This window comes from Kluyvera sp. Awk 3 (genome assembly GCF_028069715.1).
GTDB lineage: Bacteria > Pseudomonadota > Gammaproteobacteria > Enterobacterales > Enterobacteriaceae > Kluyvera > Kluyvera georgiana_A.
In genome coordinates, this window is sequence record NZ_JANEWH010000019.1 from 1 (window position 1) to 14146 (window position 14146).

Sequence of the window (14146 nt, forward strand, 5' to 3'; positions counted from 1 at the left end):
TTCGCGCCCTGTATTTTTTCCTCGTTATTGCATTTTCATTTTGAATTCTTTGGGCGTCATGCCCCCCCGTTTTCTGAAAAAACGGGAAAAATAGGTGACATCACTAAATCCAAGATAGTCAGACACCTGGGTGATGGTCATACTGGTGTACTGTAGGCTTCTTTTGGCCTCCAGCAACAGTCTCTGGTGCAGTACGCTCAGCGCGCTGGCCCCATGGAATTCGCGGCACAGGCAGTTTAAATGGGTTGTCGATACCCCGAGCCGCTGTGCATATTCCGCCAGCGACAAATGCTCGCGATAATGGCTTTCAACCAGCCGCGCAAACTGCCGAAGCACGCCGCGCTTGCGCTCGCTTTTGTCTTCAATCACCTTTGACGGCGTGCCCTGCCGATTTAGCCAAACCAGTAACACGCCCAGTAGTGAATAGAGCATCATCTCGCGCGCATCGTTCTCGTGCGTATACTCCTCAAGCAGCGTCGTAAACACCGACCGAATATGACGACTTGAACGCTTAACCGGAATACATCCTGGCTGGCTAAGCACATCAAGCTGGCCACCGAACTGCGCCTCCAGCTTGCTCAGCAATGGAAGCGCTAGCGACAGCACGTAGCCCTGGGTACCGGGTGAAAAGCGAAAACCGTGCACGCACAGCGACGGCACAACCTGGATACTGGAGTCGTTGACCACGTAGCGCTCGCCCTCCACTTCAATTTCCGCCTGCCCCTTGTGCAAATAGAGCAACTGCACCAGTTCCGCATGCTGATGCACGCGGATATGCCACTCATACAGGCTGCTGCGCTGGAGTATCGACTCACAGTGCAACAGGTCAGGCGTGGGCCAGCCTATCTGCTCACCATAGAGCTTAAAGACCGGCACGATATCCGACTGTGGTGTCGCCACGCCCGCACGCTTCATGTTCTATTCCACTGTTTCATAAGGCAACCCAACATAGTTCTCCGCAATGGTGGTCAGCCCGGCGCGCGATCCCAGATAGTACTGGCGATCCGCCTCCTGCATTTTTCTGTCGAACGCGCTCTTGTCCTGGAAATCGTGTAGCAGATGCGTCATAAACCAGCTAAAGCGTTCGCCTTTCCACACCCGATTCAGCGCCAGCTGCGAATAGTGGCTAAGCAAATCTTCGCGGCCATGGCGGTAGTACTGACGCAAAATACGCCACAGATAATTCACATCCGACACCGCCAGGTTCAACCCTTTGGCGCCCGTCGGTGGGACAATGTGCGCCGCATCACCGACAAGGAACATTCGGCCATACTGCATTGGCTCCACCACGTAGCTGCGCAGCGGCGCGATGCTCTTCTCAAGTGAGTGACCAGTCACTAACTTTTGACTCAACTCCTCCGGGAGGCGCCGCTTGAGCTCACCCCAGAAGCGTTCATCAGACCACTGCTCGACCTTATCGCTGAGCGGGACCTGGAGATAGTAGCGGCTTCTTGTTAGTGAGCGCTGACTACACAATACAAACCCACGTTCATGGTGTGCATAGATAAGTTCGTGATTTACCGGCGGCGTATCCGCGAGCAGCCCCAGCCAGCCGAACGGCCAGATACTTTCGTACTCGCGCAGAATCTCGCGGGGAATGCTCTGTCGCGAAACACCGTGGAACCCGTCACAACCCGCGACAAAATCACATTCCAGCCGACACGTTTCGCCATTTTTCACAAACGTCACACAAGGTTTATCACTCTTGAGATCGTGCAGCTCGACCTGTTCTACGCCATAAATGGTCTGGGCGCCGCACGCCTGTCGCGCCTCCATTAAATCGCGCGTCACTTCGGTCTGGCCGTAAACCATCACCGTTTTCCCCCCCGTGAGCTCGCTCAGCGGCACGGGAATGCGCTGGTTGGCAAACAGAAACTCCACGCCGTGGTGAATCAGCCCTTCGGCGTCCATGCGGCGAGAAACTCCCGCTTCACGCAGCAACTCAACGGTACCGTTTTCCAGAATGCCCGCGCGAATGCGCCCCAGTACATACTCCGGCGTCTGGCGCTCAAGGATAACGGTTTTAATCCCGGCGTTATGCAGCAGCTGGCCTAACAGCAGCCCCGAAGGCCCGGCACCGATAATGGCGACTTGCGTGTTCATAGGGTGACCTCACATTCTGGTTAATTATTTGTTTGTTTTGTGTATACATAAAGTTTCAGAATGCATTTTTGATAAGTCAGTAACGAAAAAGAAGGCCAGAATCCGTTCAAAATTTGCACTTTCGAACAGTTTTGCAAAAGTGTGGGCGATATCAACTCTTCGCCCTCTGGTGACCAACGCTGAATTTTTGCACATTGTTTGATCCGGCGCGGAGAGTACAGACCAACTCTTCGGGTACAAGTAGGTCATTACACAGGCGTTTTGGGTACCAGGGTGCTTATGGAAGTCGATCAGTCAGAACAACGCATCGTTACGCGGCTATGTATTCAGTGCGGGCTTTTTTTATTGCAGCACGGGGCGGAGAGCGCCCTGGTGGAGGAGTTGTCAACGCGGCTGGGCCGGGCGCTGGGGATGGACAGCGTCGAAAGCGCCATCTCATCGAACGCCATCGTGCTAACCACCATCAAGGATGGTCTCTGCCTGACGTCCACGCGTAAAAACAGCGATCGCGGCATTAACATGCACGTGGTCACCGAAGTACAGCACATCGTCATCATGGCCGAGCACAAGCTGCTGGACTATAAAGATGTCGGTAAACGTTTTGCGCAGATAAAACCGCTTCGCTATCCGCGCTGGCTGGTCGTGCTGATGGTCGGGCTGTCGTGCGCCTGCTTCTGTAAACTGAACAACGGCGGCTGGGACGGCGCGCTGGTCACCTTCTGCGCCAGTACTATTGCCATGTACATCCGCCAGTTGCTCACGCACCGTTCCATGCATCCGCAGATTAACTTTGGGCTGACCGCCTTCGTGGCGACCACCGTCTCCGGTCTGATGCTACAGCTGCCCGCCTTTCATCAGACTTCGACCGTCGCCATGGCGGCCAGCGTCCTGCTGCTGGTGCCGGGCTTCCCGCTAATTAATGCCGTCGCCGACATGTTCAAAGGGCATATCAACACCGGCCTGGCGCGCTGGGCGATTGCCAGTCTGTTAACCCTTGCCACCTGCGTCGGCGTGGTGATGGCCATGACCTTATGGGGGCTGCGCGGATGGGTGTAATCGATTTTGTACTGCTGCTGGCGCAGGACATGGTGCTGTCGGCCATTCCAGCGGTTGGTTTCGCCATGGTCTTTAACGTGCCGCACCGCGCGCTGCCATGGTGCGCCCTGCTGGGGGCCATCGGCCATGCTTCGCGCTTTTGCATGATGACCGCGGGCTTCAATATCGAATGGGCCACCTTCCTGGCCGCCATGCTGGTGGGCAGCATCGGCATCCAGTGGTCGCGCTGGTATCTGGCGCATCCGAAAATTTTCACCGTGGCCGCCGTGATCCCGATGTTCCCGGGTATTTCGGCCTACACGGCCATGATCTCGGCGGTCAAAATCAGCCATTTTGGCTATTCCGAAGAGCTGATGATCACCCTGCTAAGTAACTTCCTGAAGGCGTCGTCCATCGTTGGCGCGCTCTCCATCGGCCTGTCGATTCCCGGGCTGTGGCTGTATCGCAAGCGCCCACGGGTGTGATCCTGGGGGCGGTGCTGGAGAGTGCCGCCCTTCCCCCAGCTTGTGCTACTATGTGCAGTATTCGTGCGGATTTCCCGCACCCTTCCCGTATTTTTCAGTATTGAGATAGTGTGTTATGTCTTCTCGTATTTTAACGCCAAACGTGATTGGTATTGACGCTTTCGTGGCCGATCCGGCAGCCATTCTTGCGCAAACCCAGGGCGGCGCGGTCGCCGTGTTTGCCAATAATGCGCCGGCGTTCTATGCCGTCACGCCGGAGCGATTGGCGCAATTGCTGGCGCTGGAAGAAAAGCTTGCCCGTCCGGGCAGCGACGTGACGCTGGACGCCCAGTTCTTTGAAGAACCCACGGCGGCACCGGTCTCCGTACCGATGGGAAAATTTGCCATGTACGCAGGATGGCAGCCCGATGCCGAGTTTCTGCGTCTTTCCGCGCTGTGGGGGATCGCCTTAAGCGAGCCGGTCACGCCGGAAGAGCTGGCCTCCTTCGTCGCCTACTGGCAGGCGGAAGGCAAAGTCTTCCACCACGTGCAATGGCAGCAAAAATTAGCGCGCAGCGTACAGATAGGCCGGGCGAATAATAGTGGCCAGATGCGGCGCGACGTTAACGCGGTCAGCGAACCTGACCGTCAGATTCCACCGGGTTTCAGAGGTTGAGCATGAAAAACGTTGGCGAATTAATGAAACGCCTGCAAAAGATGATGCCGGCGCATATTGAACCCGCCTTTAAAACGGGCGAAGAGCTGCTGGCCTGGCAGAAAGAACAGGGCGAGATCCGCGCGGCGGCGCTGGCGCGTGAAAACCGCGCGATGAAAATGCAGCGTACCTTTAACCGCTCCGGCATTCGTCCGCTGCACCAGAACTGCTCGTTCGATAACTATCGCGTGGAAAACGAAGGCCAGATGAACGCGCTGGCGAAAGCGCGGCAGTACGTTGACGAATTCGACGGCAATATCGCGAGCTTTATCTTCTCCGGCAAGCCAGGCACCGGTAAAAACCATCTTGCCGCCGCCATCTGCAACGAACTGCTGCTGCGTGGGAAATCAGTGCTGATTATCACCGTCGCCGATATTATGTCGGCAATGAAAGAGACCTTCAGCAACCGTGAAACCAGCGAAGAACAGCTGTTAAGCGACTTAAGCAACGTTGACCTGCTGGTCATCGATGAGATCGGCATGCAGACCGAATCGCGCTATGAGAAGGTGATCATCAACCAGATTGTCGATCGCCGCTCGTCGTCCAAGCGCCCGACCGGCATGCTCACCAACAGCAATCTCGACGAAATGAACAAACTGCTGGGTGAGCGAGTGATGGACCGCATGCGCCTCGGTAACAGCCTGTGGGTCATCTTCAATTGGGAAAGTTACCGCAGCCGTGTGACCGGGAAAGAGTATTAAGATATATCTGATGAATGACAGGCGTATACTTATCACGTCCATTTATAATTGCACACACGAGTAGACCCCATGAAATCTGTAAAATCGATGCTTTGCCGCGTAATCATTGCCAGCGCGTTTGTTTCTACCGCTGCGAGCGCCGTATCGTTGAATGATCTGAGTAGCGCAGCCAGCTCCCTCGCCGGCAGCAGCAGCTCGTCACAGAGCGGCGGAACGTCCATCTCAACGCTGACCAGTCTGCTTAACGGTGGCAGTCAGTCGCTGAGCGCCAGCAGCATGAACAATGCCGCCGGCATCATGGGGTACTGCGCGAAAGAAAAACTGACTTCCGTCGCCAACGTGGATAACGTAAAAAATCAGGTACTGGATAAACTGGGCCTCAACACCGCGACTGAGCAGAAGAAAGATACCGGCTACATGGAAGGCCTTGAGGGGCTGCTGAACGCCAAAGACGGTCAGAAACTCGATCTCGACAGCCTTGGGAATACCGAACTGGGTAAAAAAGTGAAAGCAAAAGCCTGTGATTTCGTCCTGAAACAAGGTGTTAGCTTCATTTCCTGATAGTCAATTTGAGTGGCGGGACTCACGCTCGCCGCCCGAAATCGCTCAAATAACGTTCATTTCTAAACCAATTCCGAATAACAGCACACTTTCACTACGTTAGAATTGCAGACAGATGACGGCACAATTACATTGTGAAGTTACTTTCTGTGTAGCCAGAAAACCTGGCGCGGTTGAGGACGTGTAGTGTCAGAGTTGTTATCCCTCGTTCTGTTTCTGGCTTCCATTGCGATATACGCCTGGAAGGCAGGGCGCAATAAATGGTGGTTTGCCGCCACGTTAACGGTACTGGGCCTGTTTGTGGTCCTGAATATTACCCTGTATGCCAGCGACTACTTTACCGGTGACGGTATCAACGATGCGGTGCTCTATACGCTGACCAACAGCCTGACAGGCGCGGGCGTCAGCAAATACATTCTTCCTGGAGTCGGCCTCGTCGTCGCGCTGGTCGCCGTTTTTAGCGCGCTAGGCTGGCTACTGCGCCGACGCCGTCATCATCCTCATCATTTTGGCTACAGCCTGCTGGCGCTGATTCTGGCCGTCGGCTCGGTCGACGCCAGCCCGGCGTTCCGCCAGATTAGCGAACTGGTAAAATCCCAGTCGCGCGACGGCGATCCTGATTTCTCGGCGTACTATAAAGAGCCGTCGAAAACGATCCCGACCCCCAGGCTGAACCTCGTCTATATTTATGGCGAGAGCCTGGAACGCACCTACTTTGACAACGATGCCTTCCCCAACCTGACGCCAGAGCTGGGCGAGCTGAAAAACCAGAGCCTGGATTTCAGCCATACCATGCAGTTGCCGGGTACCGATTACACCATTGCCGGCATGGTTGCCTCCCAGTGCGGCATCCCGCTATTCGCGCCGTTCGAAGGCAACGCCTCCGCATCGCTGTCGAGCTTTTTCCCGCAAAATATCTGCCTTGGCGATATCCTGAAAAACTCCGGCTACGAAAACTATTTCGTGCAGGGCGCCAACCTGCGTTTCGCCGGCAAAGACGTGTTCCTGAAATCGCACGGCTTCGACAATCTGTTCGGCGCGGAAGAGCTGAAAACCACCGTTGCGGACCCGGCCTACAAGAATGACTGGGGCTACTACGACGACACGGTCCTCGACGAAGCGTGGAAGAAGTTTGAAACACTGTCCCGTGAGGGCAAGCGCTTCTCGCTGTTCACCTTAACCGTCGATACCCACCACCCCGACGGTTTTATCTCACGTACCTGCAATCGCAAAAAATACGATATCAACGGTAAAGCCAACCAGTCGTTCAGCGCAGTGACCTGTAGCCAGGAAAATATTGCGGAATTTATTAATAAAATCAAAGCGTCCCCCTGGTTTAAAAATACGATTATCGTGGTTTCTTCCGACCATCTGGCGATGAAAAACACCGCCTGGGACTACCTGAATAAACAAGACCGCAGCAATCTGTTCTTTGTGATTCGCGGTGATAAACCCGACGAGCAGGACGTGCTGGCGGTAAAACGTAACACCATGGATAACGGCGCAACGGTATTGGATATGCTCGGCGGCGACAACTTTATCGGCCTGGGCCGCAGCAGCCTGTCCGGGCAGTCGCTGTCTGAAGTGTTCCTGAACATGAAAGAGAAGGTGCTGGCGTGGAAACCGGACATTATTCGCCTGTGGAACTTCCCGAAAGAGATCAAAAACTTCTCTATCGACACCCAGAAAAACATGATTGCTTTTTCCGGGAGCCACTTCCGCCTACCGCTGCTACTGCGCGTGTCAGATAACCGCGTTGAGCCGCTGCCGGAAAGCGAATACTCCGCGCCGCTGCGCTACCAGCTGGCCGATTTTGCCCCACGTGATAACTTCGTTTGGGTCGATCGCTGCTACAAAATGGCGCAACAGTGGTCACCAAATCTGGCGTTGTCTACCGACTGGTGCGTGTCGCAGGGCCAGCTTGGCGGCGAGCAAAAAGTACAGCACGTCGACAAAACGCAGTGGAACGGTAAAACCGAGTTTAAAGACACGGTGATCGATATGGTGCGCTACAAAGGCAATGTCGATTCATTGAAAACCGTCGACAACGATATCCGCTACAAAGCCGATAGCTTTATCTTTAACGTCGCGGGCGCGCCGGAAGAAGTGAAAAGCTTTAGCGGCATCTCTCGCCCGGAAGCCTGGGGCCGCTGGTCCAACGCCCAGCTTGGCGAGGAGGTAAAAATTGAGTATCAGCACCCGCTGCCGAAGCGCTTCGATCTGGTGATCACTGCCAAAGCCTTTGGGCCAAACGCGGATAAACCGATCCCGGTTCGCGTGGGCAACAGCGAACAGACAATCACGCTTAGCCACGATGTGACCACCACTACGCTGCACTTCGACAACCCGTCGGCTGCCAGCACGCTGGTCATTGTGCCGCCAGACCCGCAGTCAACTAACGAGGGCAATATCCTCGGCCACTCTCCGCGCCAGCTAGGTATAGGAATGGTGGAAATCAAAGTGATCGATGCGCAAGGCTAATACATGAAGCGCGTGGGGGGCATAACGCCCCCCTTTCCCCACCTACTTTCGTAAAAATAAAAACCTATAAACATCTTATAAATAAGTCATAAAAACCATATAAATCGAATTCATATTTATAAATATACCAACAAAAGCAAATTAAATAGCATTTACCAATATTGAAAAACATTGGTCAACATTGCTGCGTAATCATGCTCACAGGTTATAAATTCGAATCCATCCGCGTCTTACATAATGAACGTATCGTTGCCTGGGAAGTTCTCTCAACCGCAGCAGATCAGATAAACCTCGAGCATTTTTTCAGCAACCTGGCCCTCGATGCCAGAGTCGAACTTTTCTTCGCCCAGCTTGCGCATGTGATCAACACCGCAGGCTCCGGCAAGTATTACCTGAACGCCAGCGCGGACGTCATGCTGACACCTCACTTTTTGCAGCAGCTTGAAGAGCAGATTGTCGCGCCCGAACGCATTGCCGTTGAGCTGACCGATCTGGATCAACTGATGGCGCTGACCCCGGCGAAGAGTCAGCAGCTACGTGCGTGTATCAACGCCGTAAGAGGAATGGGGATTGCCGTCTGGGCTGACGACGTTCATGACGACATTCTGCCCTGCCTGGTTGAACAGAATTATCACTTTTCCGGGGCCAAAATTGATAAACACGCGTTCTGGACGGCACGCAAATGCAAAGAACCATTTTTTAAGCTGGCCCGTTGTTGCCAAAAGATTGCCGATGAAGTCCTTGTGGAAGGCATCGAAACGCTCGCTGACTATCAATTAGCCTGTGATTCTCACGCTAATTATGGTCAAGGTTTTCTGTGGAATAAGTAATCAATATGTTTGCACCTTATCAGCTGGTAATCCTGAGTAAAAATTATTTTCTGTGGCAGGGAGTGAAACATGCACTTCCTTATATGGTTAACCCCGCCCCCACACTACAGTGGTTTAATAAAGACAATGACAACTGCGTCTTTGAACTGCGCGAAAAGATCCTCTGTGATAATAGCGAAACAAAATGGCTGATCATTACCGAAGAGAACCGGACGCAGGAAATCCAGCAGTTTCTGCCGCCAGGGCGCGTTTGCGTACTCAGCGACAAACTGTCGATAAAGCAGTTCACCCAGCAGCTTAAGCACCCTGAATTTCGCCGCTGCATGCGTAAAGAATCACCGTTAACACACTCAGAGATTCATATCTGCTTGCTGATAATTATGGGTTTTTCCCCTAATACCATTGCCCGTATGCTGCATAAATCCCCTAAAACGATCTATACACATCGACGAAATGCGATGGCGAAATTCCATTGCAATACGCTAGCGGAATTACACCGAAAAATAAGAACGATAGAAAACCATTCGCTTCATCAGTAATAAACCAGGGAAATCATATCTGTTGCGAAGCAAGAATTACGCGAGTGTTTCCGGAAGGAAATACCTCAGAAACTTACACTGAACATTTTTATTACATTATCAGGAATAAGCTTAGATTTAGCAGATAAAGATATCTTTAATCGCATCGTCGAATTTATTCTCTGCGCATTCATCATGCCGAAAAAATAGGCTTATTAAACCACTGAGTGATTTCATTTATCGGAGTTCACCATGAAAAGGATGCCCCTCGTCATTTTCAGCTTATTGTGTGCAATTTATCAAACTGCGCTAGCCAATAGCTCAGCGACAGCAACGATGCATGTCTCGCTTGAGGTGCTGAAATCCTGCACGCTGCAGGCCAACGATCTCAACTTCGCCAGCCATGGCTCCGATGAAGCCAGCGAAATCAACGCGATGACCCAGCTAAGTGTTCTGTGTACCAACGGCACGCCGTTTACCCTGTCAGCGGCCAGCAGTGACGGCGAAAGCGACGGAACCTTCTGGCTTAAGCCCGAGGACAGCAGTATCAATGCGCAGAACATCGCTTATCGGCTCTATGCGGATGAAAGCAAGAAAACGCCGGTGAACGCTAGCGGCGGCATTGAAGGCACCGGAACTGGGCAGCCGCAGTCAGAAACGATTGTTGGCGTTATCGAAGCAGGCGCGCTGACCAACGCCAAAGCGGGCCTGTACAGCGATAACGTCACGCTAAATCTGGTGTACTAAGATGCGCAGAATCACCCTCTTTGCCCTTTGCTGGCTGGCCGTGATCGTGGTTTTCGCTCGCTATGCCATCAGCGCCACGCTCCAGGTTGCACCGGTAATGCTGAATCTTAATGCTACCCAGCGGGCGACGGCGTTGTATTTGACCAACACCGGCAGTGAACCAATCCATGCGCAGATTCGCGTGTATGACTGGTCGCAGTCACAGGGCAAAGACGTGCTGACGCTGACCGACGACATCGTCAGCAGTCCGGCAGTGACCGCATTGAAACCGGGGCAGCAGCAGTTGGTGCGCATTGTGGTGCTCAACCCCATGGTCCACCCACAGGAACAGAGCTTCCGACTGCTGGTTGATGAGCTACCCGGCGGGCATCAGGCTGGCACGGAGCAGAACGGCGTCCATTTTCTGCTGCGCTACTCCATTCCCTTGTTTATCGCCAGCGAGCAAACGGAGAGCAAAGCTGAAGATACTCAGCTCACCTGTACGCGACAGGACGCCAGCATCAGCTGTCAGAACAAGGGTACTGTGCATATACGCCTGAGTCACGTCGAGGCGATCGACGCGCAGGGACAGGTGGCGGAAACGCTCTCCGGGCTGGCAGGTTACGTCCTACCCGGTCAACGATTCGTGCTGCCGTTTAAACAGCTTCATCGCCATCCGCCTTCTTCCCTGCGCGCGTATCTGAATGAACATACCCAAGCCAGCCTGCTTAACGTGCATTCTGCTGCTGTGGCTTCTGTCGATGCCCCTTCACGCTGAACCTCCCACCGCCAACACCCAATACCTTTCCGTCACCGTTAACCACTACGCTTACGATGGACTGTGGGCCGTGCGTGTGTTGGATAATGCGCTGTGGATAGCCACTCACGATGCGGTCAAGTTGGGTATTGCATCTGAGCAGACGAACGCGGGGTGGCTCAATCTGTCCACTCTGCCAGGCATTCAGGTCAACTTCGACAGTCTGCAACAGCAGCTGTCGCTTACCCTTCCAGAGCAGGCGCTAACACACGTCCAGCATCTGGAAAGTCAGCCACATTCCGCTTTCACATACGCCCAACAGGCCCAGCCGCTGGGCAACCTCACGCTCGACTATTCCCTTTATTCCAGCGAGACCGCCAGCCAACAGCAAACCAGCCTGCAAAGCCAGCTACAAACCTCCGGCTGGCTACCGGGGCAGCTCAGCAGCAGTATGAACAGCCGGTTTCCACACGGGCAACACGACGAGGGCACCACGCAGACCCGGTTGATGACCACCTGGCAGCACGACTTCCCGCAGTGGCTCACCAGCGTTGCGCTTGGTGACAACGTGACTACCGGTGTTAGCTGGAGCCGTCAGGTACGTTTCGCAGGCCTGCATCTGGCGCGTAATTTCCAGCTCGATCCACAGTTGAACACCGCGCCACGCGCGCAGTTCAGCGATAGCGTGGTGCTGCCGTCTACCGTCGACTTGTACATTGATGGGCTGCAGCAAAGCCACCAGCAGGTCACGCCTGGCAGCTACATTCTCGATACCTTGCCCACCTTTTCCGGCAGTGGGCAGGCGCAGGTTGTCATCACCGACATCAACGGCCAGCGCCGCGAAGTCACGCTCGATCTGTACGGCGCGCCGGATATGCTGGCGCAAGGCGTGAGCAGCAGTTCGCTGGACGTCGGCTGGCTACGAAAAAACTATGCCACGCGCTCTAACGATTACGCCACCTCACCGCTGCTCGACGCGGGTTGGCGCTACGGCGTAAGCAATCGCCTGACGGTCAGCGGCCACACTGAGCAACATCGCGACGCACACAACATCGGCATCGCCAGCGACTGGTTGATCTCACCGCTGGCCGGAATTATCAGCGGTCACACGGCCGTCAGCCAAAGTCCGCAAGGAGAAGGGAACAAATGGGGTATCGGTTACCAGTGGAATGCTCAAGGACTCGGGCTCTCCGCGAATACCAGCCGCAGCAGCAACGCCTGGGCAGATATCGCCCGCGTTAGCGGTAGCCTGCCGGTACAGCACAGCGATAACGTGTGGATGAGTCAAACCGTCCCCGACTGGGGAACGCTGGGCGTTGGCTGGGTACGTCAGGATAGCGCCCGCTACCTCAACGCCAGCTGGTCAAAATCCTTTCATAACCGGGTGTCAGCCACGCTGGGGTTTACCCATGCGCTGAACAGCGGTGATAAAACCTTCCAGCTCATGCTCTCCGTTCCGCTGGGCAACCGCGACTCACTCTCACTCCTGGCGGGAAATCCCTCGTCTCGCTGGGATTATCGCCACCAGCCGGATAGCCAATTGGGCGGCTGGTCGTGGCAGGTAAGCCAGAACATGGGCAGCGCGTCGCGCCAGGCGCATGCGGATATCGGCTACCTTGGCCAATACGGCGAGTGGCATGCGGGACTGGACCGTGACCAGAGCAGCGCCAACCGCTATCTCAGCGGAGAAGGTTCGATGATGCTGCTGGAAAATCACCCCTATGCGCTGCGCTACAACCGGCAGGGAATCGCGTTGATCTCCACGAACGGTATTGGCGATGTGCCCATCGCCGTCGAAAACCGTCAAGCGGGCAAAACCGATAAAAACGGCTATCTGCTGCTGACGGATTTACCGCTCTACCATAACGCCAAAATCTCGCTCGACCCACTCAGTCTACCGCCGGAGATCGTTACACCGTTAACCGAAATTCATGCCCGGCCCGGGATGACCACAGCAGTGAAGGTCGATTTTCAGGTGCATCGCGCACGCCTGGTGTCGGCCCAACTTTTCGACCACCAGCACCAACCGATCCCGGTCGGCAGCAGCGTCAGCTATCCCGGCGTGGAGTCTGTTGTCGGGCGTGACGGCTATATCTGGCTGGAAAACCCGCCAATGCCGGGTTCATTACGTATTCATACGCCTATTGGCTACTGCAACGTAACGTTTCCCGCCGCGCCCTCCTCTGCCACGATGCTCAATCTGGGAACCTTGTTGTGTCATTAAAATTGCCCCTCACCTTACTGCTACTGTTGACGCTCGCGCTGCTTTCAAGCCGCGCACAAGCCGCTAACTGCTGGATAACTCAGGGCGCCTCCACCGCGTTCGGCACGCTGGTCGCGGGCAATCCCGGCTCGGCGCAGTCAAGCGTAAAGTTCACCTGCTACGCCGATTACGGCGAAACGCGCTACTTCAACATCTGTCTGAACAGCCTGGAATCGGCACCGTTTAAAATGACCTCCAACGCAGATGAAGAAGGTAAGCAGTACACGATGTTGTTTCGTCTCTACAGCACGCTGGATAACAGCCTGGAACTGACCTCTGGCGGCGCGGGACGCGCGCTGCAAACCACGCTAACGATAGGCGGCAATCAGACCTCCAGCGGCAGCTTTCCACTGCTCGCCACCATTCCCGCCGGGCAAAGCAACCTGCCGGTGCGTAGCTACTTCAACTATACTTTGGGGCTGAAACTGACGTGGAACAGCGCCACCCGAAAAGAGGCGCTTGCCAGTTGTCAGGATGGTAAGTGGCAGGGGGTAGCGACGGATGCCTCATCCAACGCCAGCGCCACGCTCTCCGATAGCTGCTTTATTCAGAGCGTCACGTCGCTCAGCTTTGGCACCGTGGGCAGCACGGCGCTGACGTCACGTCTGGCCTCGACGGCCAGCATTCGCGCGCGCTGCCCGGTCGGAACCACTTATTCACTGGGCATCAGCCGTGGTGAGCATGCCTCGGGTACTCAGCGCCAGATGTGTAACGATCGCCAGCAGTGTCTGCAATACGCCCTCTGGCAGGATGCCACCGCCACCCGCCCATGGGGCGAAACACCGGGAAACAATACGATGGAAATGAGTCATCACGACGGGAGTGTGCAGACGGTCACCGTGTATGGCACGGTGCCAACGCAACCCCTCACCGGCACGGGCCTGTTTAGCGATAATGTCGTGGTGACGCTCACTTATTAATCTAAATAATGCGCGGCCTGGATCAATGTTACCGATAACAATTCACGATACAGTTTCCTTCCCGCACCGGGT

At 54.9% G+C, this 14146-nt stretch carries 14 protein-coding genes; 12 read left to right on the forward strand and 2 right to left on the reverse strand.

The features are described 5' to 3' along the window. Positions 1–24 precede the first annotated feature (24 nt). Both NNN71_RS06310 and pobA read right to left on the reverse strand, forming a co-directional pair. Complete coding sequence (locus NNN71_RS06310) at positions 25–915, reverse strand: helix-turn-helix domain-containing protein (RefSeq protein ID WP_271458109.1); 891 nt, start codon at positions 913–915, stop codon at positions 25–27. 3 nt (positions 916–918) lie between these two features. After that, positions 919–2103, reverse strand: coding sequence for a 4-hydroxybenzoate 3-monooxygenase (pobA, locus tag NNN71_RS06315; protein WP_163448824.1), 1185 nt, complete (start codon positions 2101–2103; stop codon positions 919–921). Positions 2104–2382: 279 nt separating this feature from the next. Here pobA and NNN71_RS06320 point away from each other — a divergent pair, with 279 nt between their 5' ends. The 12 genes from NNN71_RS06320 to NNN71_RS06375 all read left to right on the forward strand — a co-directional run bounded on the left by NNN71_RS06320 (position 2383) and on the right by NNN71_RS06375 (position 14074). Next, positions 2383–3159, forward strand: a complete 777-nt coding sequence (locus NNN71_RS06320) for a threonine/serine ThrE exporter family protein (protein ID WP_163448825.1) — start codon at positions 2383–2385, stop codon at positions 3157–3159. After that, the gene (locus tag NNN71_RS06325; protein WP_163448826.1) at positions 3150–3623 is read left to right on the forward strand and encodes a threonine/serine exporter; all 474 of its coding nucleotides are present in this window, start codon (positions 3150–3152) and stop codon (positions 3621–3623) included. Before NNN71_RS06320 ends, NNN71_RS06325 begins: the two co-directional genes overlap by 10 nt. Positions 3624–3738: 115 nt before the next feature. Continuing rightward, positions 3739–4278, forward strand: a complete 540-nt coding sequence (gene dnaT, locus NNN71_RS06330; RefSeq protein ID WP_271458110.1) for a primosomal protein DnaT — start codon at positions 3739–3741, stop codon at positions 4276–4278. A gap of 2 nt (positions 4279–4280) precedes the next feature. Next, on the forward strand, positions 4281–5018 hold the full coding sequence (gene dnaC / locus NNN71_RS06335; protein WP_163448828.1) for a DNA replication protein DnaC: 738 nt from the start codon (positions 4281–4283) through the stop codon (positions 5016–5018). A gap of 69 nt (positions 5019–5087) precedes the next feature. Next, positions 5088–5579 (forward strand): DUF2501 domain-containing protein, encoded by a 492-nt coding sequence (locus tag NNN71_RS06340; RefSeq protein ID WP_271458111.1) that lies wholly within the window; start codon positions 5088–5090, stop codon positions 5577–5579. Positions 5580–5765: 186 nt separating this feature from the next. After that, a complete protein-coding gene (gene opgB, locus NNN71_RS06345; protein WP_271458112.1) occupies positions 5766–8060 on the forward strand; it encodes a phosphatidylglycerol--membrane-oligosaccharide glycerophosphotransferase in 2295 nt (764 codons plus the stop codon). 161 nt (positions 8061–8221) lie between these two features. Beyond that, positions 8222–8890, forward strand: coding sequence for an EAL domain-containing protein (locus tag NNN71_RS06350; protein WP_271458113.1), 669 nt, complete (start codon positions 8222–8224; stop codon positions 8888–8890). Positions 8891–8895: 5 nt separating this feature from the next. After that, positions 8896–9429, forward strand: a complete 534-nt coding sequence (locus NNN71_RS06355; RefSeq protein WP_271458114.1) for a helix-turn-helix transcriptional regulator — start codon at positions 8896–8898, stop codon at positions 9427–9429. 231 nt (positions 9430–9660) lie between these two features. Next, on the forward strand, positions 9661–10155 hold the full coding sequence (locus NNN71_RS06360) for a Csu type fimbrial protein (RefSeq protein WP_167576952.1): 495 nt from the start codon (positions 9661–9663) through the stop codon (positions 10153–10155). 1 nt (position 10156) lies between these two features. Beyond that, positions 10157–10912, forward strand: a complete 756-nt coding sequence (locus NNN71_RS06365; RefSeq protein ID WP_271458115.1) for a fimbrial biogenesis chaperone — start codon at positions 10157–10159, stop codon at positions 10910–10912. Next, positions 10896–13115 (forward strand): fimbria/pilus outer membrane usher protein, encoded by a 2220-nt coding sequence (locus tag NNN71_RS06370; RefSeq protein ID WP_271458116.1) that lies wholly within the window; start codon positions 10896–10898, stop codon positions 13113–13115. Before NNN71_RS06365 ends, NNN71_RS06370 begins: the two co-directional genes overlap by 17 nt. Further along, a complete protein-coding gene (locus NNN71_RS06375; protein ID WP_271458117.1) occupies positions 13106–14074 on the forward strand; it encodes a Csu type fimbrial protein in 969 nt (322 codons plus the stop codon). Before NNN71_RS06370 ends, NNN71_RS06375 begins: the two co-directional genes overlap by 10 nt. The last annotated feature ends 72 nt before the right edge of the window (positions 14075–14146 follow it).

Coding starts and splice junctions, on each gene's coding strand:
- NNN71_RS06355 (WP_271458114.1), top strand. CDS start 8,896: ATGTTTGCACCTTATCAGCTGGTAATCCTGAGTAAAAATTATTTTCTG.
- dnaC (WP_163448828.1), top strand. CDS start 4,281: ATGAAAAACGTTGGCGAATTAATGAAACGCCTGCAAAAGATGATGCCG.
- dnaT (WP_271458110.1), top strand. CDS start 3,739: ATGTCTTCTCGTATTTTAACGCCAAACGTGATTGGTATTGACGCTTTC.
- NNN71_RS06320 (WP_163448825.1), top strand. CDS start 2,383: ATGGAAGTCGATCAGTCAGAACAACGCATCGTTACGCGGCTATGTATT.
- NNN71_RS06340 (WP_271458111.1), top strand. CDS start 5,088: ATGAAATCTGTAAAATCGATGCTTTGCCGCGTAATCATTGCCAGCGCG.
- NNN71_RS06370 (WP_271458116.1), top strand. CDS start 10,896: ATGCCCCTTCACGCTGAACCTCCCACCGCCAACACCCAATACCTTTCC.
- NNN71_RS06310 (WP_271458109.1), bottom strand. CDS start 915: ATGAAGCGTGCGGGCGTGGCGACACCACAGTCGGATATCGTGCCGGTC.
- pobA (WP_163448824.1), bottom strand. CDS start 2,103: ATGAACACGCAAGTCGCCATTATCGGTGCCGGGCCTTCGGGGCTGCTG.
- NNN71_RS06325 (WP_163448826.1), top strand. CDS start 3,150: ATGGGTGTAATCGATTTTGTACTGCTGCTGGCGCAGGACATGGTGCTG.
- NNN71_RS06360 (WP_167576952.1), top strand. CDS start 9,661: ATGAAAAGGATGCCCCTCGTCATTTTCAGCTTATTGTGTGCAATTTAT.
- NNN71_RS06365 (WP_271458115.1), top strand. CDS start 10,157: ATGCGCAGAATCACCCTCTTTGCCCTTTGCTGGCTGGCCGTGATCGTG.